This window comes from Nocardioides sp. T5 (assembly GCF_048161455.1).
Taxonomy (GTDB): domain Bacteria; phylum Actinomycetota; class Actinomycetes; order Propionibacteriales; family Nocardioidaceae; genus Nocardioides.
Genome location: NZ_CP182415.1, coordinates 1,230,662 through 1,256,652, shown reverse-complemented (window position 1 = coordinate 1,256,652; position 25,991 = coordinate 1,230,662). Strand labels below are relative to the sequence as shown.

Annotated in this window: 29 protein-coding genes; 12 read left to right on the top strand and 17 right to left on the bottom strand. The window is 72.9% G+C overall.

Annotation, left to right across the window (positions count from 1 at the left end):
• The first annotated feature begins 116 nt into the window (after positions 1-116).
• Together ACNKF0_RS06040 and ACNKF0_RS06035 are read left to right on the top strand one after the other, a co-directional pair.
• On the top strand, positions 117-278 hold the full coding sequence (locus ACNKF0_RS06040) for a hypothetical protein (RefSeq protein WP_416956637.1): 162 nt from the start codon (positions 117-119) through the stop codon (positions 276-278).
• 12 nt (positions 279-290) lie between these two features.
• Positions 291-950 (top strand): GNAT family N-acetyltransferase, encoded by a 660-nt coding sequence (locus ACNKF0_RS06035; RefSeq protein WP_416956635.1) that lies wholly within the window; start codon positions 291-293, stop codon positions 948-950.
• Here ACNKF0_RS06035 and ACNKF0_RS06030 read toward each other — a convergent pair.
• Genes ACNKF0_RS06030 through ACNKF0_RS06005 form a run of 6 tightly spaced genes read right to left on the bottom strand, consistent with a single transcriptional unit; the run spans position 902 to position 8,117 of the window.
• Entirely contained in the window at positions 902-2,296 is a 1,395-nt protein-coding gene (locus ACNKF0_RS06030) for an amidase (protein ID WP_416956633.1), read from the bottom strand. The two genes, ACNKF0_RS06035 and ACNKF0_RS06030, sit on opposite strands and share 49 nt — an antisense overlap.
• On the bottom strand, positions 2,293-2,931 hold the full coding sequence (locus ACNKF0_RS06025; protein WP_299921924.1) for an SRPBCC family protein: 639 nt from the start codon (positions 2,929-2,931) through the stop codon (positions 2,293-2,295). The genes ACNKF0_RS06030 and ACNKF0_RS06025 overlap by 4 nt, the downstream gene beginning before the upstream one ends.
• Positions 2,928-5,339, bottom strand: a complete 2,412-nt coding sequence (cutA, locus tag ACNKF0_RS06020) for an aerobic carbon-monoxide dehydrogenase large subunit (protein ID WP_416956631.1) — start codon at positions 5,337-5,339, stop codon at positions 2,928-2,930. The genes ACNKF0_RS06025 and cutA overlap by 4 nt, the downstream gene beginning before the upstream one ends.
• Positions 5,336-5,845: a (2Fe-2S)-binding protein gene (locus ACNKF0_RS06015; protein ID WP_416956629.1), complete on the bottom strand. Its 510-nt coding sequence runs from the start codon at positions 5,843-5,845 to the stop codon at positions 5,336-5,338. Before ACNKF0_RS06015 ends, cutA begins: the two co-directional genes overlap by 4 nt.
• Entirely contained in the window at positions 5,842-6,696 is an 855-nt protein-coding gene (locus ACNKF0_RS06010; RefSeq protein ID WP_416956627.1) for an FAD binding domain-containing protein, read from the bottom strand. The genes ACNKF0_RS06015 and ACNKF0_RS06010 overlap by 4 nt, the downstream gene beginning before the upstream one ends.
• Complete coding sequence (locus tag ACNKF0_RS06005) at positions 6,693-8,117, bottom strand: uracil-xanthine permease family protein (protein ID WP_416956625.1); 1,425 nt, start codon at positions 8,115-8,117, stop codon at positions 6,693-6,695. The genes ACNKF0_RS06010 and ACNKF0_RS06005 overlap by 4 nt, the downstream gene beginning before the upstream one ends.
• 152 nt (positions 8,118-8,269) lie before the next feature.
• Here ACNKF0_RS06005 and ACNKF0_RS06000 point away from each other — a divergent pair, with 152 nt between their 5' ends.
• From ACNKF0_RS06000 to ACNKF0_RS05990, 3 genes are all read left to right on the top strand, one after another.
• On the top strand, positions 8,270-8,839 hold the full coding sequence (locus ACNKF0_RS06000; RefSeq protein WP_416956623.1) for a GNAT family N-acetyltransferase: 570 nt from the start codon (positions 8,270-8,272) through the stop codon (positions 8,837-8,839).
• 85 nt (positions 8,840-8,924) lie between these two features.
• Positions 8,925-9,221, top strand: a complete 297-nt coding sequence (locus ACNKF0_RS05995) for a hypothetical protein (protein ID WP_416956621.1) — start codon at positions 8,925-8,927, stop codon at positions 9,219-9,221.
• A 29-nt stretch (positions 9,222-9,250) separates the two neighbouring features.
• Positions 9,251-9,676, top strand: a complete 426-nt coding sequence (locus ACNKF0_RS05990) for a GNAT family N-acetyltransferase (RefSeq protein ID WP_416956619.1) — start codon at positions 9,251-9,253, stop codon at positions 9,674-9,676.
• Between the two features lie 177 nt (positions 9,677-9,853).
• On the opposite strand, the gene ACNKF0_RS05985 is transcribed toward ACNKF0_RS05990, so the two are convergent.
• Entirely contained in the window at positions 9,854-11,113 is a 1,260-nt protein-coding gene (locus ACNKF0_RS05985) for a PucR family transcriptional regulator (RefSeq protein ID WP_416956616.1), read from the bottom strand.
• A gap of 81 nt (positions 11,114-11,194) precedes the next feature.
• Here ACNKF0_RS05985 and ACNKF0_RS05980 point away from each other — a divergent pair, with 81 nt between their 5' ends.
• From ACNKF0_RS05980 to ACNKF0_RS05970, 3 genes are read left to right on the top strand one after another with little or no spacing between them, the layout of a single operon-like run.
• Positions 11,195-11,929 (top strand): DUF2877 domain-containing protein, encoded by a 735-nt coding sequence (locus ACNKF0_RS05980; RefSeq protein WP_416956614.1) that lies wholly within the window; start codon positions 11,195-11,197, stop codon positions 11,927-11,929.
• Positions 11,926-13,410 (top strand): FdrA family protein, encoded by a 1,485-nt coding sequence (locus tag ACNKF0_RS05975; RefSeq protein WP_416956612.1) that lies wholly within the window; start codon positions 11,926-11,928, stop codon positions 13,408-13,410. The genes ACNKF0_RS05980 and ACNKF0_RS05975 overlap by 4 nt, the downstream gene beginning before the upstream one ends.
• Positions 13,407-14,813 (top strand): DUF1116 domain-containing protein, encoded by a 1,407-nt coding sequence (locus ACNKF0_RS05970; RefSeq protein ID WP_416956610.1) that lies wholly within the window; start codon positions 13,407-13,409, stop codon positions 14,811-14,813. The genes ACNKF0_RS05975 and ACNKF0_RS05970 overlap by 4 nt, the downstream gene beginning before the upstream one ends.
• Positions 14,814-14,963: 150 nt before the next feature.
• Here ACNKF0_RS05970 and ACNKF0_RS05965 read toward each other — a convergent pair whose 3' ends face one another.
• The 8 genes from ACNKF0_RS05965 to moeZ form a co-directional block, all read right to left on the bottom strand.
• Positions 14,964-15,638, bottom strand: coding sequence for a lysophospholipid acyltransferase family protein (locus ACNKF0_RS05965; protein WP_416956608.1), 675 nt, complete (start codon positions 15,636-15,638; stop codon positions 14,964-14,966).
• A 5-nt stretch (positions 15,639-15,643) separates the two neighbouring features.
• Entirely contained in the window at positions 15,644-15,976 is a 333-nt protein-coding gene (locus ACNKF0_RS05960) for an MGMT family protein (RefSeq protein ID WP_416956606.1), read from the bottom strand.
• Entirely contained in the window at positions 15,973-16,479 is a 507-nt protein-coding gene (locus ACNKF0_RS05955) for a hypothetical protein (protein WP_416956604.1), read from the bottom strand. Before ACNKF0_RS05955 ends, ACNKF0_RS05960 begins: the two co-directional genes overlap by 4 nt.
• Positions 16,479-17,759 (bottom strand): DUF58 domain-containing protein, encoded by a 1,281-nt coding sequence (locus ACNKF0_RS05950; RefSeq protein WP_416956602.1) that lies wholly within the window; start codon positions 17,757-17,759, stop codon positions 16,479-16,481. Before ACNKF0_RS05950 ends, ACNKF0_RS05955 begins: the two co-directional genes overlap by 1 nt.
• Complete coding sequence (locus tag ACNKF0_RS05945) at positions 17,756-18,739, bottom strand: AAA family ATPase (protein WP_416956600.1); 984 nt, start codon at positions 18,737-18,739, stop codon at positions 17,756-17,758. The genes ACNKF0_RS05950 and ACNKF0_RS05945 overlap by 4 nt, the downstream gene beginning before the upstream one ends.
• Positions 18,726-19,163: a hypothetical protein gene (locus ACNKF0_RS05940; RefSeq protein WP_416956598.1), complete on the bottom strand. Its 438-nt coding sequence runs from the start codon at positions 19,161-19,163 to the stop codon at positions 18,726-18,728. The genes ACNKF0_RS05945 and ACNKF0_RS05940 overlap by 14 nt, the downstream gene beginning before the upstream one ends.
• On the bottom strand, positions 19,160-19,951 hold the full coding sequence (locus ACNKF0_RS05935) for a DUF4129 domain-containing protein (protein WP_416956596.1): 792 nt from the start codon (positions 19,949-19,951) through the stop codon (positions 19,160-19,162). Before ACNKF0_RS05935 ends, ACNKF0_RS05940 begins: the two co-directional genes overlap by 4 nt.
• 66 nt (positions 19,952-20,017) lie before the next feature.
• Positions 20,018-21,268, bottom strand: a complete 1,251-nt coding sequence (gene moeZ / locus ACNKF0_RS05930; protein WP_416956594.1) for an adenylyltransferase/sulfurtransferase MoeZ — start codon at positions 21,266-21,268, stop codon at positions 20,018-20,020.
• A 175-nt stretch (positions 21,269-21,443) separates the two neighbouring features.
• Between moeZ and ACNKF0_RS05925 the strand changes: the two genes are divergently transcribed.
• The 3 genes from ACNKF0_RS05925 to ACNKF0_RS05915 all read left to right on the top strand — a co-directional run bounded on the left by ACNKF0_RS05925 (position 21,444) and on the right by ACNKF0_RS05915 (position 22,744).
• Positions 21,444-22,031 carry a TetR/AcrR family transcriptional regulator gene (locus ACNKF0_RS05925; RefSeq protein ID WP_299923185.1) on the top strand — a complete coding sequence of 196 codons (588 nt, stop codon included), beginning with the start codon at positions 21,444-21,446 and terminating at the stop codon, positions 22,029-22,031.
• A gap of 65 nt (positions 22,032-22,096) precedes the next feature.
• Positions 22,097-22,315, top strand: coding sequence for a DUF3107 domain-containing protein (locus tag ACNKF0_RS05920; protein ID WP_416956592.1), 219 nt, complete (start codon positions 22,097-22,099; stop codon positions 22,313-22,315).
• Between the two features lie 144 nt (positions 22,316-22,459).
• Positions 22,460-22,744, top strand: a complete 285-nt coding sequence (locus tag ACNKF0_RS05915; RefSeq protein WP_299921967.1) for a GlsB/YeaQ/YmgE family stress response membrane protein — start codon at positions 22,460-22,462, stop codon at positions 22,742-22,744.
• Positions 22,745-22,829: 85 nt separating this feature from the next.
• On the opposite strand, the gene ACNKF0_RS05910 is transcribed toward ACNKF0_RS05915, so the two are convergent.
• The gene (locus ACNKF0_RS05910; RefSeq protein WP_416956589.1) at positions 22,830-23,504 is read right to left on the bottom strand and encodes a ferritin-like fold-containing protein; all 675 of its coding nucleotides are present in this window, start codon (positions 23,502-23,504) and stop codon (positions 22,830-22,832) included.
• 156 nt (positions 23,505-23,660) lie between these two features.
• Here ACNKF0_RS05910 and ACNKF0_RS05905 point away from each other — a divergent pair, with 156 nt between their 5' ends.
• Positions 23,661-25,082: a DEAD/DEAH box helicase gene (locus ACNKF0_RS05905; RefSeq protein WP_416956587.1), complete on the top strand. Its 1,422-nt coding sequence runs from the start codon at positions 23,661-23,663 to the stop codon at positions 25,080-25,082.
• Positions 25,083-25,107: 25 nt separating this feature from the next.
• Here ACNKF0_RS05905 and ACNKF0_RS05900 read toward each other — a convergent pair whose 3' ends face one another.
• Positions 25,108-25,962: a ParA family protein gene (locus ACNKF0_RS05900; protein WP_416956585.1), complete on the bottom strand. Its 855-nt coding sequence runs from the start codon at positions 25,960-25,962 to the stop codon at positions 25,108-25,110.
• Positions 25,963-25,991 lie beyond the last annotated feature (29 nt).

Here is a 25,991-nt window from a genome sequence, read left to right as displayed (position 1 = left end):
ACCTTCCCCCGGCCTTCCGGATCTCTTCCCCCGGCCGGCACGGGCCGCGGAAGGGCGCAGGAAGGACGTCGGACCAACCTCGGACCACTCAGTCCAGACCGACCCAGGAGCCGCTCATGCACCACTCGCTCACCACTGTCCTCGCCACCTCACGCGAACGGGAGCTGCGCACCGTTGTACGCCGCCCCGATCGCCTGATGGCACACGTGCTCGAGCTGGAGGCGGACGCCCCGCCCCGCCGGCGCGCGACCCACCGGCTCCACGCCACCCGTTCCTGAAGGAGACTTCCGATGACCTGCAGCAGCACCATGGCCGCGCCGCGCACGACAGACGCCCGCGCAGCAGGGCCGTTCCACTCGCTCCACGCCCACGTCCACGTGCGGCTCCGCGACGGCGGGTCCCTCCTGCTCCGTCCCCTCGTGGCCGGCGAGGTCGCCGTACTCGAGACGGTCTTCGCCGGGTTGTCGAGCCGGTCGCGCCGGCAGCGGTTCCTCGTCCCGATGCCGCGTCTGCCCAGCGGCCACCGACGTGCGCTGACCGACGTCGACGGCGACCGGCACGTTGCGTGGGTCGCGCTCGTCGACGGGGTGCCCGTGGGCATCTGCCGCTACGTGATGACCGCCCCCGACGCCGCGGAGCTGGCCTTCGAGGTGGTCGACGCCCAGCAGGGCCGGGGCATCGCCTCCGCGCTGGTCGACGCCGTCACGACCGTCGCCCGCGCCCGCGGCATCACGTGGATGGAGGCGACCGTCGAGTCCGGCAACCTCGCCTCAGAGGCGGTGCTGGCTCGCGTCGGCATCGAGCTCTTCCTGTCCGACGGCCTGCTCGAGGGCCGCGGCGAGCTGCGTCCCGCCTCGCCACCGTCGGTCGTCAACCGGCGCGCCGTGCTGGACCTCGCGGGTCAGGGCGCGAGCAGCTCCTCGATGGACGCCGCGACCTCGAGCAACTGACGGTCGGCGCCGTGCCGGGCGACGAGCTGCACACCGACGGGCAGGCCGTCGGCGGTGCGACCGGCCGGGACGGAGATCGCGGGACACCCGGTGACGGTGATGAAGTAGGCCGAGCGCATCCAGGCGAGGTAGTCGGGCATCTCCTGCCCGTTGATCGTCTCGGGGAACTCCTGCTCCACCGGGAACGGCGGCACCTGCGAGGTCGGGAGCAGCAGCACGTCGTGGTCGCCGAAGAACAGCCGCATCGTCTCCGAGAGCGACGTGCGCTGGGTGTAGGCGCGGGCCACGTCGGCGCCGGTCAGTGGCTCGCCGGCACGGATGTTGGCCTCCAGCGAGGCCTTGAACGACGTCGGGTGCTCGGCGAGCAGCCGTCCGAGCTTGGCCTGGAAGTGCCAGGCCCGCAGCGTGCGGAAGGTGTCGTCGGCCAGGGCGAGGTCGGGGTGGGCCTCGGCCACCGACGCACCCGCGTCGGAGAGCCGCGCCGCGGTCGCGCGTACGACGTCCGCGACCTCGTGGTCGACGACCAGCGCGCCGCCGAGGTCGACCGAGCTCGCCACCCGCAGCCCGGCGAGCGGGGCCGGGGTCAGCGGCGGCGCGAAGGACGAGCCCGGGTCGCCCAGCGCCTGGGGCGCCCGCGGGTCGGGACCGGCGATCACCGAGAGCAGCAGCGCCAGGTCACCGACGTTGCGAGCCATCGGGCCGCCCACGGACGTGCTCTCCCACTGGTTGTAGAGCGGCCACTCCGGCACCCGGCCGAGCGAGGGCCGCATGCCGACGACACCGCAGAACGACGCGGGGTTGCGCAGCGAGCCGCCCATGTCGGAGCCGTCGGCCAGCGGCACCATGCCCGAGGCCAGCGCGCACGCCGCTCCCCCGCTGGACCCGCCCGCCGAGCGCGACGGGTCGACGGGGTTGCGGGTGACGCCGAAGACCGTGTTGAAGGTGTGGGAGCCGGCCGCGAACTCCGGCACGTTGGTCTTGCCGACGAAGACCGCGCCGGCCGCGCGGACGCGCTCGACGAGGAGCACGTCGTGGTCGGCCACGGCGTCGGCGAAGATCGGCGAGCCGTAGGTGGTGCGCCACCCCTTGAGCGCGTGGGTGTCCTTCACCGCGAAGGGCAGCCCGTGCAACGGGCCCACCTCCTCGCCCGAGGCCTGCGCCTGGTCGGCGACGGCCGCCCAGGCCCGGGCGCGCTCGGCGTCGAGGGAGACGATCGCGTTGAGCTCGGGGTTGCGCTCCTCGATCCGGTCCAGGTGCAGCTCGAGGAGCTCGGTCGCCGAGATCTCACCGGCGCGTACGGCGGCAGCCTGGGCGCGCGCGGTGGAGTCGACCGTCAGGTCGCTCACCGGCGGCGTCCGAAGATCCCGCCGACCACGACGCCCAGGACGACGAGGCCGGCGCCGACGGCGACGCCCGTGAGGAAGTCCTGACGCGAGGCGACCGCGGGCGCAGCGGCCGGGGCGGTGAAGACCTGACCCGCGGCGGGAGCGCCGGCGGGGACGGCCTCCCCGGGCGCGGCGGCGGTCGGGGCCACGGCCACCGGGCCGCCCGCGATGGCAGCGTCGACGTTGCCGAAGAACTCGCCGGCCATCCGGCGCGACACGCTAGTGAGCATCCGCTGGCCGACGCCGCCGATCATCCCGCCGACGGTCGCGTCGGCGTCGTACGACACCTTCGTGGTCGCACCCTCGGGCACGAAGCGGACGTTGACCGTGGCGCCGATGGTGCCGGGAGCGCCGGCGCCGTCGAGCTTCATCACCAGGGACTCGTGCTCGACCAGGTCGGTCAGCTCGCACGATCCGGCGTAGGTGCCCTTGATCGAGGCGACGCCCGCGGTGACGGTCATCGCGTAGGCGTTGTCACCGGTCGCCTCCAGCCGCTCGCAGCCCGGGATGGTGCGCACGAGCACCGCCGGGTCGAGCAGTGCGTCCCACGCCTGCTCGACGGGCGCGGCCAGCGTGTTCTCTCCGGTGAACTTCATGGGGTCTCCTCAAGCAGGGGTCGGGGTTCGTCGGCGTGCTCGAGGCGCAGGGCGAAGAGCTCGGACGGGGAGATCGGCATCGACGTGATCGGGATGCCCTCGGCGTCCTCGATGGCCGCGGCGAAGACGGCGGCGGACGGGATGACGCCCGCCTCGCCGGCGCCCTTGATGCCGAGGGGGTTGAGCGGGGACGGCGTCTCGAGGTGGTCGATGTCGATCGACGTCGGGACCTCGGTGGCGTAGGGCATGAGGAAGTCCATGAACGACGCGTTGAGCAGCTGGCCCGACTCGTCGTAGGCCATCCGCTCGTAGAGCGCACCGCCCACGCCCTGCGCGACGCCGCCGTGGATCTGGCCCTCGACGATCATCGGGTTGATCAGGTGACCGCAGTCGTGGACGACGGCGTACTTGAGGATCGTGATCTCCGCGGTGTCGGGGTCGGTCTCGACGATGACGGCGTGCATGCCGTTGGCGAAGGTCGACCGCGGCGGGGAGTAGAAGTCCTTGCCCTCCAGGCCCGGCTCGTCGCCCTCGGCGACCGGCGGCTTGCCGGGGTCGCCGACGGAGAACTGAGTGGCGGCCTTGGACGCCTCGTCGAAGGCGTAGCGCAGCGGGTTGGAGAGGACGGCGACGGTGCCGAGGTCGATGCTCGTGTCGGTGCCGCGCACGGACACGACGCCGTCCGCGATCTCGAGGTCGTCCTCGGACGCCTCGAGCGCCTCGGCGGCGATCCGCAGCGCCTTCTCCTTCGCCCGCAGCGCGGCGAGGTGGACGGCCGAGCCGCTCATGACCGCTGCGCGGGAGGCGAAGGTACCGACCGAGTAGGGCATCTTGCGGGTGTCACCGGTGACCACCTCGACGTCCTCGAAACGCACGCCGAGGGTGTCGGCGACGATCTGCGCGAACGCGGTCTGGTGGCCCTGGCCCTGCGTGGTCAGACCGATCGAGGCCTTGACCTTGCCGGAGGTCTCGATGTGCACATGGGCGCCCTCGTAGGGACCCACTCCGGTGCCCTCGACGTAGCAGGCCAGGCCGATGCCGACCCTGCGGCCCTGCGCCGCCATCTCGGCGCGGAAGTCCTCGAACTCGTCCCAGCCGACGAGCTCCTTGAGCTTGGTCAGCGAGGCCGGGTAGTCGCCGGAGTCGTAGGTGAGCTCGCGCCCGTCCTGGAAGACCAGCCCGTGCTCGTAGGGGAACTCGTCGGGCTGGATGAAGTTGGCCGAGCGGACCTCGGTGCGGTCCTTGCCGAGGTAGGCCGCGATCGCGTCCATGGTCCGCTCCATGACGAAGCAGCCCTGGGGTCGGCCCGCGCCGCGGTAGGGCGTGACGATCACCGTGTTGGTGTAGAGCGACTCGAAGGCGACGCGGTAGTTCTGCGGCTTGTAGGGCCCGAGCAGCTGCGTCGAGGTGATGATCGGGACGATCAGTCCGTAGGGCGTGTAGGCGCCGTGGTCGTGCCAGAACTCGACGTTGAGCCCGAGCACGCGGCCCTCGTCGTCGAAGCCGACCTCGACCTGGTGCTGCTGGGCGCGCTCGTGGGCCGACGAGATGAAGTGCTCACGGCGGTCCTCGGTGAACTTCACCGGACGGCCGAGCGTCTTCGCGGCGAGCGGGACGAGCAGCTCCTCGGGCCACGGGTGGACGACCTTGACGCCGAAGCCGCCGCCGACGTCGGGGGTGATCACGTCGACCTTGGCGAGGTCGAGGCCGAGCTTGGCGGCGACGCAGCCGCGCACACCGGTCGACGTCTGGGTCGAGGACCACACCGTGAGGCGGGACGTGTCGGGGTCCCACCGGGCCACCGTGCCGCGCCCCTCCATCGGCGTACAGGCGGAGCGCTCGACGTCGAGCTCGAGGGCCAGGGTGTGGGGCGCCTTCGCGATGGCCGCGCGGGCGTCGCCGTTCTCCTGCACCATCCGTGCGGCGACGTTGTCGGGTACGTCGTCGTGGACGGTGCGCTCGGCCGCGCGGGCGGCGGCGATGCCGACCACGGGCAGGAGGTGGTCGTAGTCGACGCGGATCCGTGCGACGGCGTCCTCGGCGACGTAGCGGTCGACGGCGACGACGAAGGCGATCGCCTCGCCGACGTAGTTGACCTCGTCCCTGGCCAGCGCGTACTGCGTACGACCGTGCGTGAGGGTCGGGTGCGGGATGAGCAGCGGGAGCGGCTCGGCCATCGCGTCGGTCAGGTCGTCGTAGGTCCACACGGCCACGACGCCCTCGACGTCGAGCACGCCGGAGACGTCGATGTCGACGATGCGGGCGTGGGCGTGGGGCGAGCGCAGCACCGCGGCGTGCAGCAGCCGCGGGTCGTCGGTCAGCAGGTCGTCGACGTAGCGCCCCTGGCCGCGAAGGAAGCGCTGGTCCTCCACGCGCGGCACCTTGGCACCGAACATCTTGGTGGTCATGCGTCACCCCGCTCACGCTGGATCTCGCTGGCCCGCAGCACCGACTTCACGATGTTCTGGTAGCCCGTGCAGCGGCAGAGGTTGCCGGCGATCATCTCCCGCGCCTCGTCCTCGGTCGGGTCGGGCATCTCGCGCAGGCCGGCGGTGATCGTGGTCAGGAAGCCCGGCGTGCAGAAGCCGCACTGCAGGCCGTGGCAGTCCGAGAACGCCTGCTGCACCGGGCTCAACCGCCCCTGCGCGGACCCGTCGTCCTCGGTGAGTCCCTCGACGGTGGTGATCTCGGCGTCGACGGCCGAGACGGCGAGCATCAGGCACGAGCGCATCGGCGTGCCGTCGACCAGCACCGTGCAGGCGCCGCACACGCCGTGCTCGCAGCCGACGTGCGTGCCGGTGAGCCCGCAGTCGTGGCGCAGGGCGTCGGACAGCAGCCGCCGCGCCGGCACCTGCACCTCGTGGACGGAGCCGTTCACGTGCAGGCGTACGTCGTGGAGCTGTTCGGTGGTCACGAGTGGGTCGCCTCTCCTGCCCGCGAGCGGGCGTGGTCGGTCGCGGCCGCCAGGACGCGGGGCGCCAGCACCTTCACGAGGTGGGCGCGGTAGGCGGCGGTGGCATGGATGTCCTCGGCCGGGTCGAGCTCGGCGAGGGCCTTCGCGGCGGGGTTGTCGAGCGCGTCGGTGACGTCGACGACGACGGGGACGTCGCTCACCGACACGAATCCGACCCGGGCGCGGGTGACGGTGTCGCCGTCGGTCTCGACGTGCGCGGCCACGCCGACGAGGGCGTAGTCGCCGTGCCGGCGGGCGATCTCCTGGAAGGCGACGCCGGCGCCGGGTGCGAGACCCGGGAAGAACGCCTCGACCGCGACCTCGTCGTGGGCGAGGGTCGACTCGAGCGGGCCGATGAACAGCTCCGCTGCCGGGATCGTACGACGACCGCGCACCGACGCGACGTCGACCGATCCCTCCAGCAGCCGGAGCACCATCGGCATCTCGGCCGCGGCGTCGGCGTGCACGATCGAGCCGACGGTGGTGCCGCGGTTGCGGATCGTCGGGTGCGCGACGTGGCGCAGCGCCATGCCGAGCAGCGGCTGGGACGTCTCCGCCTCGGTCGAGGCGAGCACCTCGGCGTGCCGGGCGAGGGCCCCCACCCGGACCCCGTCCTCGGCCACGCGGACGTGGCCGAGGTCGGGCAGGGCGTTGATGTCGACGAGCATCGAGGGTGCGGCGAGCCGCATGGACAGCAGCGGGACGAGCGACTGGCCACCGGCCAGCACCTTCGCCCCCTGCTCCCCCGCGAGCGCCGCGAGGGCTTCGTCGAGGGTGGACGGTCGCAGGTAGGCGAAGGGTGCGGGCTTCATCGCTTGTGCGTGCCTCCGGAGGCTGCGTCGTCGACGCCCTCGTCGTAATCGGGGTGGCTGAGGTTGCGGGTGACGGTGCCGGAGCTGTCCGCGCCGCGGCCCTTGACCATGTGGAAGAAGACGATGACCAGGATCGTGCCGAGCGCGATGCCGCCGAGCTCGAAGTTGTCACCGAAGGTGAGCGTCACGCCGCCGATGCCGGCGATGATGCCGGCCGACAGGCCCACCATGTTGACGGGGTTGCCGAAGTCGATGTTGTTCTCGACCCAGATCTTGGCTCCCACCAGACCGATCATTCCGTAGAGCACAACCGTGATGCCGCCGAGGACGCCGCCCGGGGTCGCGTTGACCACCGCGCCGAACTTCGGGCACAGGCCGAGCAGGATCGCCACCAGGGCGGCGACGTAGTAGGCGGCAGACGAGTAGACCCGCGTCGCGCCCATGACGCCGATGTTCTCGGCGTACGTCGTGGTCGGCGAGCCGCCGAACGCGCTGGCGAAGGCGGTCGCGAGGCCGTCGGCGCCGATCGCGCGGCCCATGTAGGGGTCGAGGTCCTCGCCGGTCATCTCGGCGACGGCCTTGACGTGGCCGGTGTTCTCCGCGACGAGCGCGATGACGCCGGGCAGGACGAGCAGGATCGCGGTGAGTGAGAACGACGGGCCGTGGACGACCGAGACACCGTCGGCGAGGGTGCCGCTCGGCAGGCCGATCCAGCTGGCCGCCTCGACACCGGCCCACGACACGCGGTCGTGCTCGGTGGCCTCGGTGGCGCCGCCCAGCACGGACGTGATGGGCCCGAAGACGAGGTCGGCGAACCACGACAGCAGGTAGCCGAAGACGAGGGCGAGGAAGACCGCGATGCGCGACCAGAAGCCGGGGAGCACCACGGCCGCGAACACCATGAAGGCCGCGGTGGCCAGCGCGATCCACTGGTCCTGGGGCCAGTAGATGCCGGCGACGACGGGGGCGAGGTTGAAGCCGATGAGCATGACGACCGCACCGGTGACGGCGGGCGGCAGGATGCGGTGGATCAGCTGGGCGCCGGCGAAGTGCACGAGCACGCCGACCGCGGCGAGCACGAGGCCGCCGACGAGGATCGCGCCGGTGACGTAGGACGAGTCGTTGCCCTCGTCGAGCGCTCGGATCGCCGCAACCGAGGCCACGAACGACGCGCTGGTCCCGAGGTAGCTGGGCACCCGGTTCTGCACGATCAGCAGGAACAGGATGGTGCAGAAGCCCGAGAACATGATGGCGAGGTTGGCGTCGAGCCCCATCACCAGGGGGAAGACGAAGGTGGCGCCGAACATGGCGACCACGTGCTGGGCACCGAGCCCGATCGTCTTGCCCCACGGCAGGCGCTGCATCGGCAGCACCGCTTGCCCGGGAGCGGGATCGACCACTTCCCACTTGAACATCGACATGTGCAGGCCTCCAGATTTCGACGGGGTGGTTACCCGAGAAGCCACAAACTAGTGCGGTCCATCTCACACCCTCACTGGCGACATCTGCCGAAGGAACGCCGAGTTCGCTGACAAGTTCTCGGGCGGGTCGACTCGCTGTCTACCCTGCGGGCATGGGTCTCCCCCTCACCGCCGACGCCTGGCCGGCCGGATCCGTGCCCACCGAGCGGCTGCTGCTGCGCGCTCCCGAGGCCCGCGATCGCGAGGAGTTCCTCGACCTCGGCTCGGACCCGGTGGTCAACCACCACCTCGGCGGCGGGCAGGACCGCGCCACGCTCGACGACACCCTCCCCGAGGTGCCGGCGGACCGGCCGGCGCAGTACGTGCTGGAGCGCGACGGACGATTCCTGGGCTGGGTCGGGCTGAGCCGTCGGGAGGCGGAACGGCCCGGCCGGGCGGTCGGCGAGCACCCCCTCGAGCTCAGCTACGTGCTCCCCGTGCACGCCTGGGGGCGCGGGTACGCCGCCGAGGCGTGCGCGGCGCTGCTCGCACTGGCGGACCGTCGGCTCGGCGAGCCCGTCGTGCTGTGCACGCAGGTGGCCAACACCCGCTCGCGGGCGCTGGCCGAGCGCCTGGGCTTCGGCGAGGCCGAGCGGTTCGAGGAGTTCGGCGCCGTCCAGTGGTTCGGCGTACGCCATCCGGGGCAGGTCCCCTCACCACTATCGGTCATCTCGACGATCTGACCTCGCCGCCGCGAGCCCGCGGGCCTAGCGTCGCGGCCGCGTCGTCTCGGGCCTCCTGACGCACGACCCCCCAAGGAGATGAGCGATGAAGAGGATCCTGGCAACGATCGTCGTGGCCCTTGCCACCGTGGGAGCGACCGGCACGGCCGCGTCCGCAGGCGAGATCACGGGCACCGGCAACCCGACGCCGATCAACGGCTACAACGCGAACTCGATCTGCGCCTTCTCGGGCCTGGACGACATGGACTTCGAGGCACCCGTGCAGCCCGGCGTGGTGCAGAACTGGGGCTCGATCCCCAAGGAGATCCGCGACTTCCTGGCCACCATCGGCGAGCACCCCGGCACTGCGTGCAACGGCAGCAAGAACGGCACCAAGGGCTGAGCGAGCTCCGTCGGGCCCACGCCGCCGACGTGCCTGCGCTGCAGCGCATCGCGTCGGCGGCGTACTCGCCCTACCTGTCCCGGATGGGCGGCCAGCGCCCCTGGCCCCTGGACACTGACTACGCGGCGGCTGTCGAGTCCAGCGAGACCTGGGTCGCCTGCGTCGACGGCTCGCCCGTCGGCTTCCTGGTGCTGGCCGGTGATCCGTCGGACGACGCGGTGCTGGTGCTCGAGAACGTCGCCGTCCTCCCCTCCCACCACGGCCGCGGCATCGGCCGCGCCCTGCTCGAGCTCGCCGAGGACCGCGCGATCACCCGTGGCTGCCGCCGCATCCGGCTCTTCACCCACGTCACGATGGTGGAGAACCAAGCGCTCTACGAGCGCATCGGGTACGTCGAGACGCACCGCGGCGGCGAGGACGGGCGCGTCCGGGTGTTCTACGAGAAGGCGCTCTGACTGGGCGCGTCCCTCGGAACGACAAGGAACGGGGAGCGCCGGCCTGCCCTGGGCGAGCCGGCGCTCCCCGATCCCGGCTGATCCCGTACGGGGAGGATCGTCGTGAAATGTCGAGCACGATCCTCCCCGCTGTCGACCCGACGCCCCGTCGACCTCCCGGCCCGGTGGGCTCGACCCTCAGCCCACGATCTCCAGCGCCCGGAGGGCGACGGCAACGTCGAGGCGCAGGTGCGGGTCGGTGGCCACGGGGCCGAGGATCCGCTGCAGCTTGCCGACGCGGTAGCGCATCGTGTTGTAGTGGAAGAACTGGGCGCGCGCAGCCTCGGCGACGTTGAAGTTGGTGTCGAGGAGGACCTGCAGCGTCTCGCGGAGGTCGGCAGCCTCGGGGGTGCGCTCGGCGAGCGGGCCGAGCACGTCGGCGGCGAACGCCGTCAGCTCGGAGCCGTCCGGCACGAGGGCGAGCAGCCGGTGCAACCCGAGCTGGTCGAAGCGGGTCACCGAGCTCCCGCCGTGCACGCGCCTGCCGATCTCGACGGCACGCTGGGCCTGGCGGAAGGCCTCGGGCAGGTCGCCCAGCCCGTGCGAGACCCGGCTGACCCCGGCCGAGAACGCGATCCGGCCGCCGCCGCGGTCGCCGCGCACCGCGGCGATGATCCGGTCGACGGCGACGTGGGCGTCAGCGGGGTCGCCGGACGGGTCGACCGGCACCAGGGTCACCACCTCGCGGCTGAAGGCCACCGACGCGATCGTGGGGTCGACCGTCGACGACACCTGGCGCCACGCGTGGGCGAACCTGTCCTGCCAGGCCCGCCGGTCCTCCGGGTCGGGGGCGAGGGCGGCCATCGCGTCGGGGTCGAGCACCGCGACCACGACCATCACCGGGCGGCCGAGGTGCCAGCCGAACGCCTGGGCGTGCTCGGCGACGTACTCCTCCTCGCCGGCCCGGCCGAGGAACACGTCGCGCAGGAAGTCGCCGCGGTACTTGTTCTCCACCGCGGTGATCGCCTCCACGCGCGTCACGAGCAGCGCCGCCACGATCGCGGCGCGCTCCAGCGCCTGCACGTCGGAGGAGTGGATCCTGCCGTCGGGGCGCAGCGCCACCAGCCGCGCGAGGTCGACGCCCGCGGCGACCACGCGGCGCAGCAGCGCCTCGCCCGGACCCACCGCGGTGCCCTCGGGGTCGATGCGCTCGACGCGCAGGCGTCCGGTCGGGTCGAGCAGCTCGGCACCCGCCAGGGCCTCGCGCTGCGCCTCGTCGAGGTGGGCCGCGCGCTCCCGGCCGTCGGTCGAGGTGAAGACCACGCCACAGCCGAGGGCGTCCCCGACGGCCTGGGCGATCGCGGCGAGGTCGCCTCCCTCCAGCACGATGTGGGTCAGGGCGGTGTGGAGGGCGTCTGCGCGCTCGAGCGCGGCGACGGCCTCCGGGTCACTTATCAAGTCTTGGCCCACATTCACCCCTTGGTCCGACAAGTTCTCACATTCGCGAGTGTCCCACGAGCCGTTAGCGTCTGGGGAGTGATGTCCGGACCGATACCCGTTGCGGCACCGCAACGGGTGCACGACCGGCTCCGCGAGGCGTCCGACGGCCCCCGTGAGGTCGTCCACGCGAGCAGCACCGCCGTGTACGTCGACCTCGACGGCTGGTGCCTCGGGCTGGTGTCGGCGACGGCGACCCGCGTGCCCTGCGCGCTCTGGTCGACGCTGCCCGACCTCGGAGTCCTCGACCCGGTGGTGCGGATGCACCGCGGGGAGCTGGTGGTGGGCGACCGCCCGGTGCGGGTCACCCGCCTCGTCGACCCCCGCGTGTCCCGCGTCGGACGCCACGACCAGGACGCGTCGAGGCGACCGCACCCCGTGACGGCCGGGCTCGACCTCCCGGACGACGGCCGGTTGGCGCCGGCCCACCTCGACCGGCTTCTGGGGCGCGGCCCCGGGCTCACCCCGCTCGGCGACGACGTGCTGGCCGGATGGCTCACGACCCGCGCCGCGCTCGGCCGGCCGGACGACGTGCTGTCCGCGGCCGTCCGCCGACGCCTGGGCGTCACCACCCTGCTGTCGGCCACGCTGCTCGACTGCGCGATCCGCGGCGAGGCACTGCCCCAGCTCGCCGCCTGGCTCGCCACACCCACTGACGCCACCGCCGACGCGCTCCTCGCCGTCGGCGCCACCTCTGGCGCCGGCCTCCTCGCCGGCGCCGGGCTCGCCCTGACATCGATCGAGCACCACACCACACCCCGGAGGGTTGTCGCATGAAGGACCACGTCGAGCTCAGGAGCGGCGCGTACGCCGACTCGGTCACGCTGCTGCAGGTGAGCCGGGCCGTCCAGGCGGCCCCCGGCGTCGTCGCCGCGCAGGTCGCGATGGCGACGGGCCTCAACCTCGAGGTGCTCGAGGGCATGGGCTTCGCCGTGCCCGCCTCCTCCCCCAACGACATGGTCGTCGCGCTCCGCCTCGACGACGACGCCGACGTCTCCTCCGCACTGGCCGCCGTCGACGCGGCACTGGCGCCCACCCGGCCGACGGCCGGTGACACGACGGTGGCCCCGCCGCGCACCACGGCGAGCGCGCTGCGTCGTACGGGTGCCGACGCGCTCGCCCTCGTCTCGGTGCCCGGTGCCAGCGCGACCGTCGAGGCGATGGACGCGCTGGAGGCCGGACGCGACGTCATGGTCTTCAGCGACAACGTGCCGGTGGCCGAGGAGGTCGCCCTGAAGCAGTACGCCGCCTCGCGCGGCGCGCTCGTCATGGGACCCGACTGCGGCACCGCGGTCGTCGACGGCGTCGGGCTGGGGTTCGCCAACGCGGTGCGTCCCGGCCGGATCGGCATCGTCGCCGCCTCCGGCACCGGCTGCCAGCAGCTCCTCGCCCTGCTCCACCACGCCGGCGCGACCTCTGAGGGCGTCGGTGTGCGCCACGCGCTCGGCGTGGGCGGCCGCGACCTGTCGGCAGCCGTCGGCGGCCTCGCGACCCGCGAGGCCCTGCGCCGACTCGACGCCGACCCCGACGTCGACCTGGTCGTCGTGGTGTCCAAGCCACCGGCTCCCGAGGTGGCCGAGGCGCTCGCTCGCGACACCGAGGCGCTCGGCACCCCCGTCAAGCTCGGCCTGCTGGGACGCGGCCAGCGCGACCTCACCGCGGTCGCGGAGGCCGTGCTGGAGCGGCTGGGTCACACCCCGCCGGAGTGGCCGGTCGACGGCGCGGACAACACGGGCCCCGCGACCGGGCCGCTGCTGCGCGGGCTGTTCGTCGGCGGCACGCTCTGCGACGAGTCAATGCTCCTGGCGACCGACGCCCTGGGGCCGATCCGCAGCAACATCCCGCTGTCCGACGACCTCGCCCTGGGTGACGACCTCCACGCCGACACCCACACGATGGTCGACTTCGGCGACGACGCCCTGACCCAGGGGCGGGCGCACCCGATGATCGACCCGACGCTGCGCAACGAGCAGCTCGCCCGCGCCGCCGCGGACCCCGCCACCGGCGTGATCCTGCTCGACCTCGTCCTCGGCCACGGGGCCGAGCCGGACCCCGCCGCACTCCTGGCGCCCGCCGTCGAGGCGGCGAGGAAGGACCGGCAGGTCCCGGTGATCGTCAGCCTCGTCGGCACCGACCTGGACCCGCAGGGCCGCGACGCCCAGCGCGATGCCCTCGTCGCCGCGGGCGCCGAGGTCCACCTCTCCAACGCGTCGGCCACCCGCCGCGCGGTCCAGCTGATCGAAGGAGCCTGCCAGTGAGCGCCACCACCCCCACGGTCGTCACCTGCGGCGCCGACATGTTCGCCGACGCCGTGGCCAGCCAGGCCGTCGACGTCGAGCGCGTCGACTGGCGCCCGCCGATGCCGGGCACGGAGGCCGACCTCGCGACGGTCGCCATCGACCCCCGCCGGGCCGACGCCAACCGCCGGGCGGTCGAGGCGATGCTCGGCGTCACGGCCCACCTCGTCGACGTCGCACCCGCCTCCGAGGTGCTCGGCCTCGAGAAGGGCCAGTTCCTGCACGCCGGTCCGCCGATCGAGTGGGCGCGGACCTCGGGCCCGCTGCGGGGCGCGCTCATGGGCGGCGCCGCGCTCGAGGGGCTGGTCGACGACCCCGAGGACGCCGCCGCCCTCTTCGAGTCGGGCAGCTCGGTCAGCCTCGAGCCGTGCCACCACCGCAGCGCGGTCGGCCCGATGGCCGGTGTCGTCACACCGTCGATGTGGATGTGGGTGCTCGAGGACCGCGCGACCGGTCGCCGGACGTACTGCTCCCTCAACGAGGGGCTCGGCAAGGTGCTGCGCTACGGCGCCTACTCCCCCGAGGTCCTCACCCGCCTGCGCTGGATGGGCGACGTGCTCGGCCCGCTGCTGCAGGCCGCCGTGCGCGGCACGCAGGAGGCCACCGACGTCACCGGCATCCTCACCCAGATGCTGCAGATGGGCGACGAGGCGCACAACCGCAACCGCGCCGGCACGCTCATGCTGCTGCGCGACCTCTCCCCCGCGATGGTCACGGCCGGGTTCGGGACCAAGGACGTCTCCGACGTGCTGCGCTTCGTCGGCAGCAACGACCACTTCTTCCTCAACCTGGCGATGCCTGCGTGCAAGCTGGCGCTGGACGCCGGCCGCGACGTCCCGGGTTCGACGATGGTCGTCGCCATGGCCCGCAACGGCACCGACTTCGGCATCCAGGTCTCCGGCACGGGCGACGAGTGGTTCACCGGTCCGGCCCAGGTCGCCGAGGGCCTCTTCCTCGGCGACTACGGCCCGGACGACGCCAACCCCGACATCGGCGACTCCGCGATCACCGAGACCGCCGGCATCGGTGGCTTCGCGATGGCGACCGCCCCTGCGATCGTCCGCCTGGTCGGCGGCTCGGTCCCCGACGCGCTCGCGACCACCCGCCGGATGCACGAGATCACGCTCGCGGAGAACCCCCGCTGGTCGGTGCCCGTGCTGGAGTTCCAGGGCACGCCCACCGGCATCGACGTCTCCAAGGTGTGCCGGACCGGGATCCTGCCGCAGATCAACACCGGCATGGCCGGCGCGGTCGCCGGCGTCGGGCAGGTCGGCGCCGGGCTCGTCACCCCGCCCGCGGAGATCTTCCCGAAGGCGCTCGCGGCCCTCGCGGCCCGGGCAGCGGTGGCCCAGCCACCTTCCTGACGCGGACATGCAGGTGGACCACCGCCGACCAGCGTGTCGTCGGGGACACGCCAGGGAGCGGTGACCCACCTGCATTCCTGTGCCCCGGAACGTCGGTGGGCCACCGCTCGGGGAGCGGGGCCGGCGCGACGGCCGTCGCCGAGGGCGGCGTCAGGCGGAGGCCGGCCGCTCGTTGTAGACGCCGGCCGGCTCCTGGCCGGTGAGCCCGGCGATGGCGCCCATGATCCGGTCAGTCAGCTCGCGGCGCGCGCGACCGCTGGGTACGCCGTCGTACTCCCCCGCGACCGTGATGGGCTCGCCGAAGCGCACGGTGACGTCGACCTTGCCGAGCCGAGGCCGGTTGGCGCCGACCGGCTGGATGTCCTCGGTGCCCAGCAGGCCGACCGGCACGACCGGGCAGCCGGCGGTCAGGGCGAGGTGGGCGACGCCGGTGCGGCCGCGGTAGATGCGACCGTCGCGCGAGCGGGTGCCCTCGGGGTAGATGCCGAACGCCTCGCCGCGCCGCAGCACCTCGAGCGCGGTGTCGAGGCTGGCGATCGCGGCCTTGGTGTCGTCGCGGTCGACGGGCAGCATGCCCAGGCCCTCGAACCACGCCCGCGTCAGCGTTCCCCTCACCCCGGTGCCGGTGAAGTAGTCGGACTTGGCGAGGAACACGACCTTGCGCGGCACGACGACCGGGATGACGACGCTGTCGAAGAAGGACAGGTGGTTGCTGGCCACGATGACGGGGCCGGTGGACGGCAGGTGGTGCAGCCCCTCGACCACCGGGCGCCACACGGCACGGGCGAGCGGGGGGATGACGCCGTGCGCGACCGTGTAGAGCATGGCGGTCATTGTGCCCCGAGGCGCGGCGACCAGAACGCCCGTGTCAGATCCACGGCCCCGCCGGGCCGCAGCGGGGTGCCCTCCTCGAGGTAGGCCTGCCGGGCCTCCTCCCCGTGCGAGGGCGGCAGGGAGCCGTCGGCGCGGACCACACGCCACCACGGCACACCGCCACCCTGGGCGGCGAGCACCGACCCGACCAGGCGTGGACCGCCCCGCCCGAGCCGCTCACCGACGACGTCCGCGATGGCGCCGTACGTCGTCGCCCGACCGCGCGGGACCGACTCGGCGCACTGCAGCACGAGCTCGGCGTAGAGCTCCCGCTCCTCCGCGGTCGTCATGACGGCTCCGGACGGACCAGGCGGGCGGTGACGAGGAGCAGGGCGACGGTGGTCGCGGCGGCCATGAGCCACAGCCACGACGGCGCCAGCCCCGGGTCCAAGGCGCGGACGGCAAGCCAGGCGACCGGCAGCGGGACGAGCGCCAGCACGCCGCGGGCGAGCCAGAGCCGCGCCAGGCGCGGGTCGACGGTGAGCGTCGACGGACCGTACGACGCCACGGTGGCGGCGAGGTGCGCGACGACGAGCAGCACGCCGACCACCAGCAGCCGCCAGTCGACGACGTCGCGCACCGCCCACCAGCCACCGACGAGCACGAGCGGGGCGACGCCCACGGGGTGGTCGGGGAGCCACGCCCACGCCGCTGCGGACACCACGACCCCGACGACCACCCACCCGTGCGGGACCTGCGGCAGCGCGAGCGCCAGCGCGGCGCAGGGCAGCACGAGCAGCAGCGCGCGCAGCGCGACGACGGGCACGGTGACCCCGGGGCGCAGGAGGCGCATCACGTGCGCACCTTCGGCACCCGCTCGCGGCGCGCCAGCTGGTGCAGCACCGTGTCGAGCGTGCCGGGTCCTCGCCACGGCACGACGGGCGTCCCGAGCGCGGCCAGGTGGGCCAGCCGGTCGTCGCGCTCGATCCGCCGCATCCGCGCGGCCAGGGTGGGCAGGGCGAGCCGGTCGGCCCCCTCGGGGGCGTCCAGCGCGTCGCCGAGCGTGTCGATGACCACCACCGAGGCTCCCCGGCGCTGGAGGCTCGCCGTCGCGGTGACGAGCGGCGTGAACAGCATGGGCGACAGGACATAGACAACGCTGCCGGCGCCGGCCCCGAGGTCGAGCCGCTCCGGAGCGGTGCTGCGCGCCCCCGCCCGCACCCGGGCGAGCGTGCCGTGCAGCCGCTGGAGGTGACGCGGACCGGACCCCAGCGGCACCCGCGCAGCGTCGCCGGCCACGACGAGCAGGCCGACCCGGTCCCCGGTGCGCACGTGGTGCTCGGCCAGCGCAGCGGCAGCACGGACCGTCAGGTCGAGGGTGCTCGCGGCGCCGTCGATGCCGCCGGAGACCCCGATGTCGCGCAGGCCGTCGACGACGAGCCACACGCCCGCGTCCTGCTCCGCGCGGGTGGTGATGACGTGGAGCTCGCCGGTGCGCAGCGACACCGGCCAGGTGATGCGCTTGAGGCGGTCGCCGGCAGCGAAGCGGCGGATGCCCTCGAGCTCGGTGCCGCTGCCCACCCGCCGGGACCGGTGCCGCCCGACCAGGCCGTCGGGCTGGGGCACCTCCGCGCGGGTGTCGTACGGCGCCCGCTGCGGCAGCACGACCAGGCCGCTCTCGGGGAGGTCGACCGGACCCCAGCGCCACCCGGCCCACGCGCTGGTCAGGGCGACCCGTTCGGCGCCGACCGCGCGCCGGCCCCACCGCCGCGGGCTGAACTCGAGGCCGGGCAGGCCGTCGGCGACGAGCGAGCCCGCCGCCCCGTAGGTCGGGGAAGTGGCGACGTGGGCGGTCCGCGCGCCGACCCGCGTGACGTGCTCGACCCCGGTGAGGTCGTCGACGTCGAGGCGCGAGGTCGTGCCCTGCCCCTCGTGGAGGCGGTGGTGGTCGATGCGGGCCACGATCCGCGGGGCCTGGCGCGGTCGCGACGCGAGCCCCACTGCGGCCAGGACGACGAAGGGGGCGGCCAGCACCACCAGCACCTCCTGGCCCAGCACGATCCCGCCGGCGATGCCACCGAGGGCGAGCAGGCAGGCCCGGACGAGCGCGGGGGTCGGCCGCCAGGAGGTCACCGGTGCGGCTCCAGGGTGCGCGGCGCCGCCACGGAGGACAGGACCGCGTCGACGACGCGCGTGCCGGACGCCTGCGTCATCCAGAGGTCGGGCTTGACCGTGATGCGGTGCGCCAGCACGGCGCGCGCGACCACCTTGACGTCCTCCGGCACGACGAAGTCGCGCCCGCGGATCGCCGCCCACGCGCGGGCGGTGAGCACCAGGCCGAGGCTGCCGCGCGGGGAGGCGCCGGTCAGCACGTCGGCGTGGTCGCGGGTCGCCGTCACGAGCGCGACGCAGTAGCGGGCGACCGACTCGTCCACGACGACCTGCTCGACGGCGGCCTGCACGGCGGCCAGGCCGCTCGCGTCGGAGACCTGCGCGACGTCGACCTCCTCGCGCTGCCGGTCGAGGCGGCGACGCAGCACGTCGTACTCCTCCGACGCGCTGGGGTAGCCGAAGCCGACGCGGAGCAGGAAGCGGTCGAGCTGGGCCTCGGGCAGCGGGTAGGTGCCCTCGTACTCCACCGGGTTGGCGGTGGCCAGGACGTGGAACGGGCTGGGCAGCGCGTGGGTCTGGCCCTCGACGGTCACCTGCCCCTCCTGCATCGCCTCGAGCAGCGCGGCCTGCGTCTTCGGCGGGGTGCGGTTGATCTCGTCGGCCAGCAGGAGGCCTGCGAAGACCGGCCCGGCGCGGAAGTCGAACTCGGCGCGCCGCTGGTCGTAGACGTAGGACCCGGTGAGGTCGGCCGGCAGCAGGTCGGGAGTGAACTGCGCGCGGGAGAACTCCAGCCCGAGCGCCCGCGCGAAGGACCGCGCCGCGAGGGTCTTGCCGAGGCCGGGGAAGTCCTCCAGCAGCACGTGGCCCTTGGCCAGGATGCCGGCGAGGACGAGGGCCAGCACCTCGCGCTTGCCCACCACCGCGCGGCCCACCTCGTCGAGGACCCGTTCGGCGAAGTCCGCCACCTGGGTCGGGTCGGTGCGGGGATCAGTGTGCGTCACGGACGTCCTCGATTCGGGTCAGGATGCGGTCGATGTCGGCCGGGGAGAGCCGGGAGGCGTCGGCGAGCTCGCGTTCGAGCGCGTCGGCGAGGTCGGGGTCGCGTTCGCGCGCGAGGGCCACGAGCCGGCGCGCCAGTGCGTCGGAGGGCTGGTCGGCCTGCTGGTGGCTTGAGAGCACGCGCAGGTCGGAGGTGGCCTCGTCGACGCGGTCCGGCGGCGCCGGCAGACCCTGCTGCCACTGCGCGGCGGGTACGTCGACGGTGTCGAGGACGAGGAACGCCAGCGTCAGCACGACGACCGACCACACGACGTACGGCAGAGGGCGCGGGTCCATGTCGAGCAGGACCGTGACGACGTAGCCGATGGCCGCCAGGGCGACGCCACCGGCCAGCCGGCCACGCCACCGCGCGGGGAGACGGCTCATGTCCGGACCCCCAGGCTCTGCCTGATGCCGGCCAGGGCGGCGAGCGCCTCGGAGCGGTGGTCCTCGGTGACCGCATGGTCGGAGAACCGGGCCTCGCGGTAGAGCTCGGCGAGCCGGTTCACCGGGCCGGCGTCCGCGTCGGCGAGGTCGAGGATGCGCAGCGCGTACTCCGACGACGTCTCCGAGGCGCGGCGCTCCACCCCTGCCCGCTCGCCCTGGACCTCGAATCGGTGCCAGGCGGCGACGATGGCGTTGCGGGGGTCGCCCTCGCGCAGCAGCGTGTCCTGCTCGACGGCGTCCGCGGCCACCTGCTCCGCGACCCGGACCGGCTCGTCGAGCACGGCGAAGCTGATGTCCTCGCGCTCCTCGGTGCGGATGCGGCGCGCCCGGACCTCCCGCAGGACGGCCGCGAGGAGCCACAGCAGGATCGCGGCGATCCCGGCGGCCATCGTCGCGAGCAGGACCCACATGAGGACCTTGGTCCACAGCGGCGGTGGCCGTTCGACGACCTCCTCCCCGCCCTCGGCGAACTCGAGGGGCGGGTCGCAGTAGGGCCGCTCGGCGACGTCGTCCGGGATCTCGACGGTGGTCGTGCCGTCGGCGTTCGTGGTCACCGGCAGCGGGATGCACGTCGGGGTGGTGGCGGTGGCCGGGCGCGGCCCCGGGCCGGTGAAGACCTCGTCGGGACCGAGCAGCGTCGCCCACGCGACCAGGACCACCAGCAGGCAGCTGCCGGCCACGGCGACGACGGCGCGCAGGCCGGGCGGCCAGTCCCCGAACGCACGCATGGCGCGACCCTAGGTGAAGGGGTCACGCCATGCGAGGACGCGTGCGGGGTGGGACCGGGGTGGGACTCAGTACGTCGGCTGGCTGGGGTCGACCTGGCTGACCCACGCGACCACGCCACCGCCGACGTGCACGGCGTCGGCGTAGCCGGCGCCCTTGACGATGGCGAGCACCTCGGCCGAGCGGACGCCCGACTTGCAGTGCAGCACGATCGGCTTGTCGCTGGGCAGGTCGCCGAGGGCGTTGCCGTTCAGGAACTCGCCCTTGGGGACGAGGCGCGCGCCCGGGATCCGGTTGATCTCGAACTCGTTGGGCTCGCGGACGTCGATGAGGTCGAAGTCGCGGGTGCCCTCCTCGCGCTCCTTGAGCATCGCCTCGAGCTGGGTGACCGAGATGGTCGACCCGGCGGCGGCCTCGGCGGCCTCGTCGGAGACGGCGCCGCAGAAGGCGTCGTAGTCGATGAGGCCGGTCACGGTCGGGTTCTCGCCGCAGAGCGCGCAGCTGGGGTCCTTGCGGACCTTGAGCTTGCGCCACTCCAGCTCGAGGGCGTCGTAGATGACGAGCTTGCCGATGGCCGGGTCACCGATGCCGGTGATCAGCTTGATCGCCTCGTTGACCTGGATGGAGCCGATGCTCGCGCACAGCACGCCCAGCACGCCGCCCTCGGCGCAGCTCGGGACCATGCCCGGCGGCGGGGGCTCGGGGTAGAGGCAGCGGTAGCACGGCGCGTCGTCGGTCAGGGTCGGGGCGAAGACGGACGCCTGGCCGTCGAAGCGGTAGATCGAGCCCCAGACGTAGGGGATCTTCAGGAAGTAGGCGGCGTCGTTGACCATGTAGCGGGTCGCGAAGTTGTCGGTGCCGTCGACGATCAGGTCGTAGCCCTCGAAGACCTGCAGCACGTTGTCGTTGTCGAGGCGCTCGTCATGCACGACGACCTCGACGTAGGGGTTCACCTCGGCGATCGACTCCCGGGCGGACTCGGCCTTGGAGCGGCCGATGTCGGACATCCCGTGGATGATCTGGCGCTGCAGGTTGGACTCGTCGACCTCGTCGAACTCCGCGATCCCGAGCGTGCCGACGCCCGCCGCGGCGAGGTACAGCAGGGCGGGCGAGCCGAGACCGCCGGCGCCGATGACGAGCACCTTGGCGTTCTTCAGCCGCTTCTGTCCCGCCATGCCCACGTCGGGGATGATCAGGTGACGGCTGTAGCGGCGCACCTCGTCGGTGGTGAGCTCGGCGGCCGGCTCGACAAGCGCAGGCACTGCTTGCTGGGACACGTCTTCTCCTTGACTCGGGTGTCGGTGCAACAGCACCGCCATCGTCCATGTTCCCCGCGGGCCCCTGAAGCGCCTGTCCGGTCCCGCGATGCGGACGCGGCGCGGACGAGGGCTGCGGATAGGCTCGGGCCGATCCCCTACCCAGGAGTACGACGTGACCGCAGGCCGCACCGACACCACGTCCCACGGCGCCCACCCCCGACCGCGCGGCGGTCGGATGCCGCGCCGCGAGCGCCGTGTGCAGCTGCTCGAGTCCGCGCTCGAGGTCTTCGTGGCGCAGGGCTACCACGCTGCCGCGATGGACGACATCGCCGACCGGGCCGGGGTGTCCAAGCCGGTCCTCTACCAGCACTTCCCCGGCAAGCTCGACCTCTACCTCGCGCTGCTCGACACCTCGTGCGACCTGATCATCGACAACTGCCGCGAAGCGCTCGCCTCCACCAACGACAACCGGGACCGCGTCACGGCGACGATGAAGGTCTTCTACAGCTACGTCGCGTCCGAGGAGGGCGCGTTCCGGCTGGTCTTCGAGTCCGACCTCACCAGCGAGCCCGACGTGCGCGAGCGCGTGGACCGGGTGACCACCGAGTGCGCGTCGATGATCGCCGACGTGATCCGCACCGACACCGGCCTTCCCGACGAGGCCTCGGAGCTGCTCGCGGTGTCCCTGGTGGGAATGGCCCAGGTGTCCGCGCGGTTCTGGCTCGCGGGCGGCGGGCAGATCGCCCAGGACGACGCCGCCGACCTCATCGCCGGTCTGGCCTGGCGCGGCATCCGGGGCTACCCGATGACCGACGACCACTGACCCGGCGACCACTGACCCGGCATCATCAAGACGTACCCCCAACCCCTGAGCTGAGGAGCAACATCGTGGAGGTCAAGATCGGCGTGCAGCACGCGCAGCGCGAGCTGGTGCTCGACACCGACAGCACGCCCGAGGACATCGAGACCCGCCTGACCGAGGCGCTGGCCGGCAACGGCGTGCTCCGGCTGGCCGACACCAAGGGCCGCTCGGTCGTCGTGCCTGCCGACAAGATCGCCTACATCGAGCTCGGTTCCCCGACCGCCAGCACCGTCGGCTTCCGCTGACGCCTCACCACCCGGGGTGATGACACCCCCTCCCTAGGGGCGCGCGGTGATTGATACCGGGTCCTGGGGGGAACATGATGGAGAAGCCGGCACACACTGCCGGCACTCCCGTCACGAGCTCGTGGCAAAGAAAGGTGGCCCATCATGGTCGTAGATCTCATCGTCCTCCTCATCATCGGCGCGATCATCGGACTGCTCGGCAAGCTCGTCGCTCCGGGCGACAAGGACAACATCCCCATCTGGCTCACGATCCTCTGCGGCATCGGCGGCGTGCTGCTGGGCTACTGGATCTACTCCCTCTTCGGCGGCGACGGCTCGGGCGGTATCGACTGGGTCCGCTGGATCGTCGCGATCCTGACGGCGGCCGTCCTGGTCGTCATCGCCTCGACGGTGACCGGCCGCAACACCGGCAGCCGCTCGCGGCTCTGATCGACCCGCACGACAGCACGAGGCCCCGCATCCGACGGATGCGGGGCCTCGTCACGTCTCGGCGGACGCGAGCGGGCGACCGGCGTCAGGCGTCCAGCCCGAGCTCGGCCATCCGGGCCGCGTGCAGCTCGGTCAGCCGGCTGAACATGCGACCCAGCGCGGCCAGGTCGAGGCCCGGGCGGTCCACTCCCCCGGCCAGCAGCGCCGTGAGGGAGTCGCGGTCGCCGGCGACGCGCTGCGCTTGAGTGAGGGCCTCTCCCATCAGCCGACGGCCCCACAGCGCCAGTCGACCGCCCAGGCGGTGGTCCTCGGCGATCCCGGTGCGTACGCGCTCGACGATGAAAGCCGTCTGCCCGGTGTCCTCGAGCGAGCTGATGATGACCTCGCGGGTCTCGGCGTCGAGGTAGGCCGCGATCTCGCGGTAGAAGTCGGCGGCGAGCCCGTCGCCGACGTAGGCCTTGATCAGGCCCTCGTAGTAGTCCGACGGCGCCGTGTGGGCGTGGAAGCTGTCGAAGCTGGGCCGGAAGGCCTGCATGGCCTCGGCCGGGTCGGCGCCGAGCTGCGCGAGCCGCTCGACCAGCTTCTGCAGGTGCCCGAACTCGGCGGTGGCCATCGCCCCGATCGCGATCTTGTCGTCGATCCCGGGCGCCATCTTGGCGTCCTCGACGAGGCGCTCGAACGCCGACAGCTCGCCGTAGGCGATGGCCCCGAGGAGGTCGACTGCAGCACGGCGGTAGTCCTCGTCGGGCGATTCCGTCATGTTCGCAGCCTAGCGATAGCATCATGGTGACCGAGCCGCCGACGCATCAGCCGGTGGCCGCCTGTATGTGCGCGGTCGGCACTTGCCCGCAGGGGCTCTCGAGTGGGCTGACCGCATACGCGTGGGACAACCCGACTCATCAGAGAGCGACACTTCGTGACCACCTTCCGTGAACTGGGCGTGCTGCCCGAGATCTGCGACGCGCTCGACCGCGCCGGCATCACCACCCCCTTCGCCATCCAGGAGATGACCCTCTCGGTCGCCCTGCTCGGCACCGACCTCATCGGCCAGGCCCGCACGGGCACCGGCAAGACCCTCGCCTTCGGCATCCCGGTGATGCAGCGCTCGATCGCGCCGTCCAACCCGGCCTACGCCGACCTGCCGCAGGGCAAGCCGCAGGCGCTCATCGTGGCCCCGACCCGCGAGCTCGCGCTGCAGGTGTCCAACGACCTGAGCCTGGCCAGCAAGGACATGGGCCTGCGCGTCCTCACCGTCTACGGCGGCGTCGGCTACGAGCCGCAGCTCGAGGCCCTCGACGCCGGCGTCGACATCGTCGTCGGCACGCCGGGCCGCCTCATCGACCTGGCCAACCGCCGAGCGCTGGACCTCTCCCACGTGCACGCCCTCGTCCTCGACGAGGCCGACGAGATGCTCGACCTCGGCTTCCTGCCCGACGTCATCACGCTGATCTCCAAGACGCCGGAGACCCGCCAGACGATGCTGTTCTCGGCCACGATGCCGGCCGCCATCGTGTCGCTGGCCCGCATCCACATGCGCCACCCGATGAACATCCGCGCCGAGTCGTCCTACGACACCACGATGGTGCCGGCCACCGCGCAGTTCATCTACCAGGCCCACGACCTCGACAAGCCCGAGATCATCGGCCGGATCCTCCAGGCCGAGGACGCCGAGAAGATCATCGTGTTCACCCGCACCAAGCGCCAGGCGCAGAGGGTGGCCGACGACCTGGCCGAGCGCGGCTTCAGCGCCTCGCCGCTGCACGGCGACATGGCCCAGGTCGCGCGCGAGAAGGCGCTGGCGAAGTTCCGCGAGGACAAGATCCGCGTCCTGGTCGCCACCGACGTCGCCGCCCGCGGCATCGACGTGCGCGGCGTCTCCCACGTCATCAACTACACCTGCCCCGAGGACGACAAGACCTACGTCCACCGCATCGGCCGCACCGGCCGCGCGGGCGCCTCGGGCATCGCGATCACCTTCGTCGACTGGGCGGACCTGCACCGCTGGAAGATGATCAACAAGACGCTCGACCTGCCCTTCCCCGAGCCGCAGGAGACCTACTCCACCTCCGAGCACCTCTTCCACGACCAGGGCATCCCGGCCGGCACCAAGGGCCGGATCGTCGACCCCGCCCCGGTCGAGAAGAAGGAGCGCGCCCCGCGCGAGCGTCGTTCGGGCTCGGACCGCTCGGGCTCCGGCCGGTCGGACCGCTCCGACTCCGCGTCGGGCTCCACGTCGGGCGAGAAGTCGGGCTCCACGTCGGGCGACGCCCCGCGCCGCCGCAACCGCAACCGTCGACGCACCCGCGGCGGCCAGTCGGTCGAGACCCCCCAGTCCTGACCCCCCTGACCAGCCGGCCTCCGGGTCACTCCTTCGCGCGAGCGGGCTTCTTCGCCACCTTCTTCTTGGGGCGGGAGGCCCGCTCGACCAGGTTCTGGGCGACCTCGCGGTAGGCGATGGCGCCCTTGCTGCTGCGGCTGGTGGCGAGGATCGACCGGCCGGCGGCCGGAGCCTCGGCGAACTTGATGGTCTTGGGGATCGGCGGCTCGACGACCTCGAGGTCGTAGGTCTCGCTGATCGTCTCCAGCACCATGCGGGCGTGGTTGGTGCGGCCGTCGTAGAGGGTGGGCAGCACGCCCCACACCTCGAGGCCACGGTTGGTGAAGCGGCGTACGTCGTGGACCGTGTCGAGCAGCTGCCCCACGCCCCGGTGCGAGAGGGTCTCGCACTGCAGCGGCACCAGCACACCGTCCGCGGCGGTCAGCGCGGCGACCGTCAGCACGCCGAGCGAGGGCGGGCAGTCGAGCAGCACCCAGTCGTAGGCCCCCACCTCGGAGTCCTCGAGGTCCTCTGCGAGCTGCTCGAGCGCACCCTTGATGACGTGCTCGCGGCCGGTGCGGGTGAGCAGGTCGGCCTCCGCACGGGCGAGCTCGATGGTCGCCGGCAGGACGTCGACGCCCTCGTCGGTCTCGAGGATGACGTCGATCGGGTCGACGCCTTGGGTCAGCACGTGGTGCACCGAGACCTCGAGGTCCTCCGGGTCGATGCCGAGGGAGAAGGTCAGGCAGGCCTGCGGGTCGAGGTCGACCAGCAGCACCCGGTGCCCGAGCTCGGCCAGCGCGGCACCGATCGAGGCGACGGACGTGGTCTTGGCGACCCCGCCCTTCTGGTTGGCGACGGCCAGCGTGACGGGGGCCGCTCCCCGGCTCTTGGTGCTCATTGCGGGCAATTGTGCCGGACCGGGTCGCA

Bases quoted from the DNA above. Each gene is read 5' to 3' on its own strand.
- ACNKF0_RS06040 (WP_416956637.1), top strand. From the start codon at position 117: ATGCACCACTCGCTCACCACTGTCCTCGCCACCTCACGCGAACGGGAG.
- ACNKF0_RS06035 (WP_416956635.1), top strand. From the start codon at position 291: ATGACCTGCAGCAGCACCATGGCCGCGCCGCGCACGACAGACGCCCGC.
- ACNKF0_RS06025 (WP_299921924.1), bottom strand. From the start codon at position 2,931: ATGAAGTTCACCGGAGAGAACACGCTGGCCGCGCCCGTCGAGCAGGCG.
- cutA (WP_416956631.1), bottom strand. From the start codon at position 5,339: ATGACCACCAAGATGTTCGGTGCCAAGGTGCCGCGCGTGGAGGACCAG.
- ACNKF0_RS06010 (WP_416956627.1), bottom strand. From the start codon at position 6,696: ATGAAGCCCGCACCCTTCGCCTACCTGCGACCGTCCACCCTCGACGAA.
- ACNKF0_RS06005 (WP_416956625.1), bottom strand. From the start codon at position 8,117: ATGTCGATGTTCAAGTGGGAAGTGGTCGATCCCGCTCCCGGGCAAGCG.
- ACNKF0_RS06000 (WP_416956623.1), top strand. From the start codon at position 8,270: ATGGGTCTCCCCCTCACCGCCGACGCCTGGCCGGCCGGATCCGTGCCC.
- ACNKF0_RS05995 (WP_416956621.1), top strand. From the start codon at position 8,925: ATGAAGAGGATCCTGGCAACGATCGTCGTGGCCCTTGCCACCGTGGGA.
- ACNKF0_RS05980 (WP_416956614.1), top strand. From the start codon at position 11,195: ATGTCCGGACCGATACCCGTTGCGGCACCGCAACGGGTGCACGACCGG.
- ACNKF0_RS05975 (WP_416956612.1), top strand. From the start codon at position 11,926: ATGAAGGACCACGTCGAGCTCAGGAGCGGCGCGTACGCCGACTCGGTC.
- ACNKF0_RS05965 (WP_416956608.1), bottom strand. From the start codon at position 15,638: ATGCTCTACACGGTCGCGCACGGCGTCATCCCCCCGCTCGCCCGTGCC.
- ACNKF0_RS05960 (WP_416956606.1), bottom strand. From the start codon at position 15,976: ATGACGACCGCGGAGGAGCGGGAGCTCTACGCCGAGCTCGTGCTGCAG.
- ACNKF0_RS05955 (WP_416956604.1), bottom strand. From the start codon at position 16,479: ATGCGCCTCCTGCGCCCCGGGGTCACCGTGCCCGTCGTCGCGCTGCGC.
- ACNKF0_RS05940 (WP_416956598.1), bottom strand. From the start codon at position 19,163: ATGAGCCGTCTCCCCGCGCGGTGGCGTGGCCGGCTGGCCGGTGGCGTC.
- ACNKF0_RS05935 (WP_416956596.1), bottom strand. From the start codon at position 19,951: ATGCGTGCGTTCGGGGACTGGCCGCCCGGCCTGCGCGCCGTCGTCGCC.
- moeZ (WP_416956594.1), bottom strand. From the start codon at position 21,268: ATGGCGGTGCTGTTGCACCGACACCCGAGTCAAGGAGAAGACGTGTCC.
- ACNKF0_RS05925 (WP_299923185.1), top strand. From the start codon at position 21,444: ATGCCGCGCCGCGAGCGCCGTGTGCAGCTGCTCGAGTCCGCGCTCGAG.
- ACNKF0_RS05915 (WP_299921967.1), top strand. From the start codon at position 22,460: ATGGTCGTAGATCTCATCGTCCTCCTCATCATCGGCGCGATCATCGGA.
- ACNKF0_RS05910 (WP_416956589.1), bottom strand. From the start codon at position 23,504: ATGACGGAATCGCCCGACGAGGACTACCGCCGTGCTGCAGTCGACCTC.
- ACNKF0_RS05900 (WP_416956585.1), bottom strand. From the start codon at position 25,962: ATGAGCACCAAGAGCCGGGGAGCGGCCCCCGTCACGCTGGCCGTCGCC.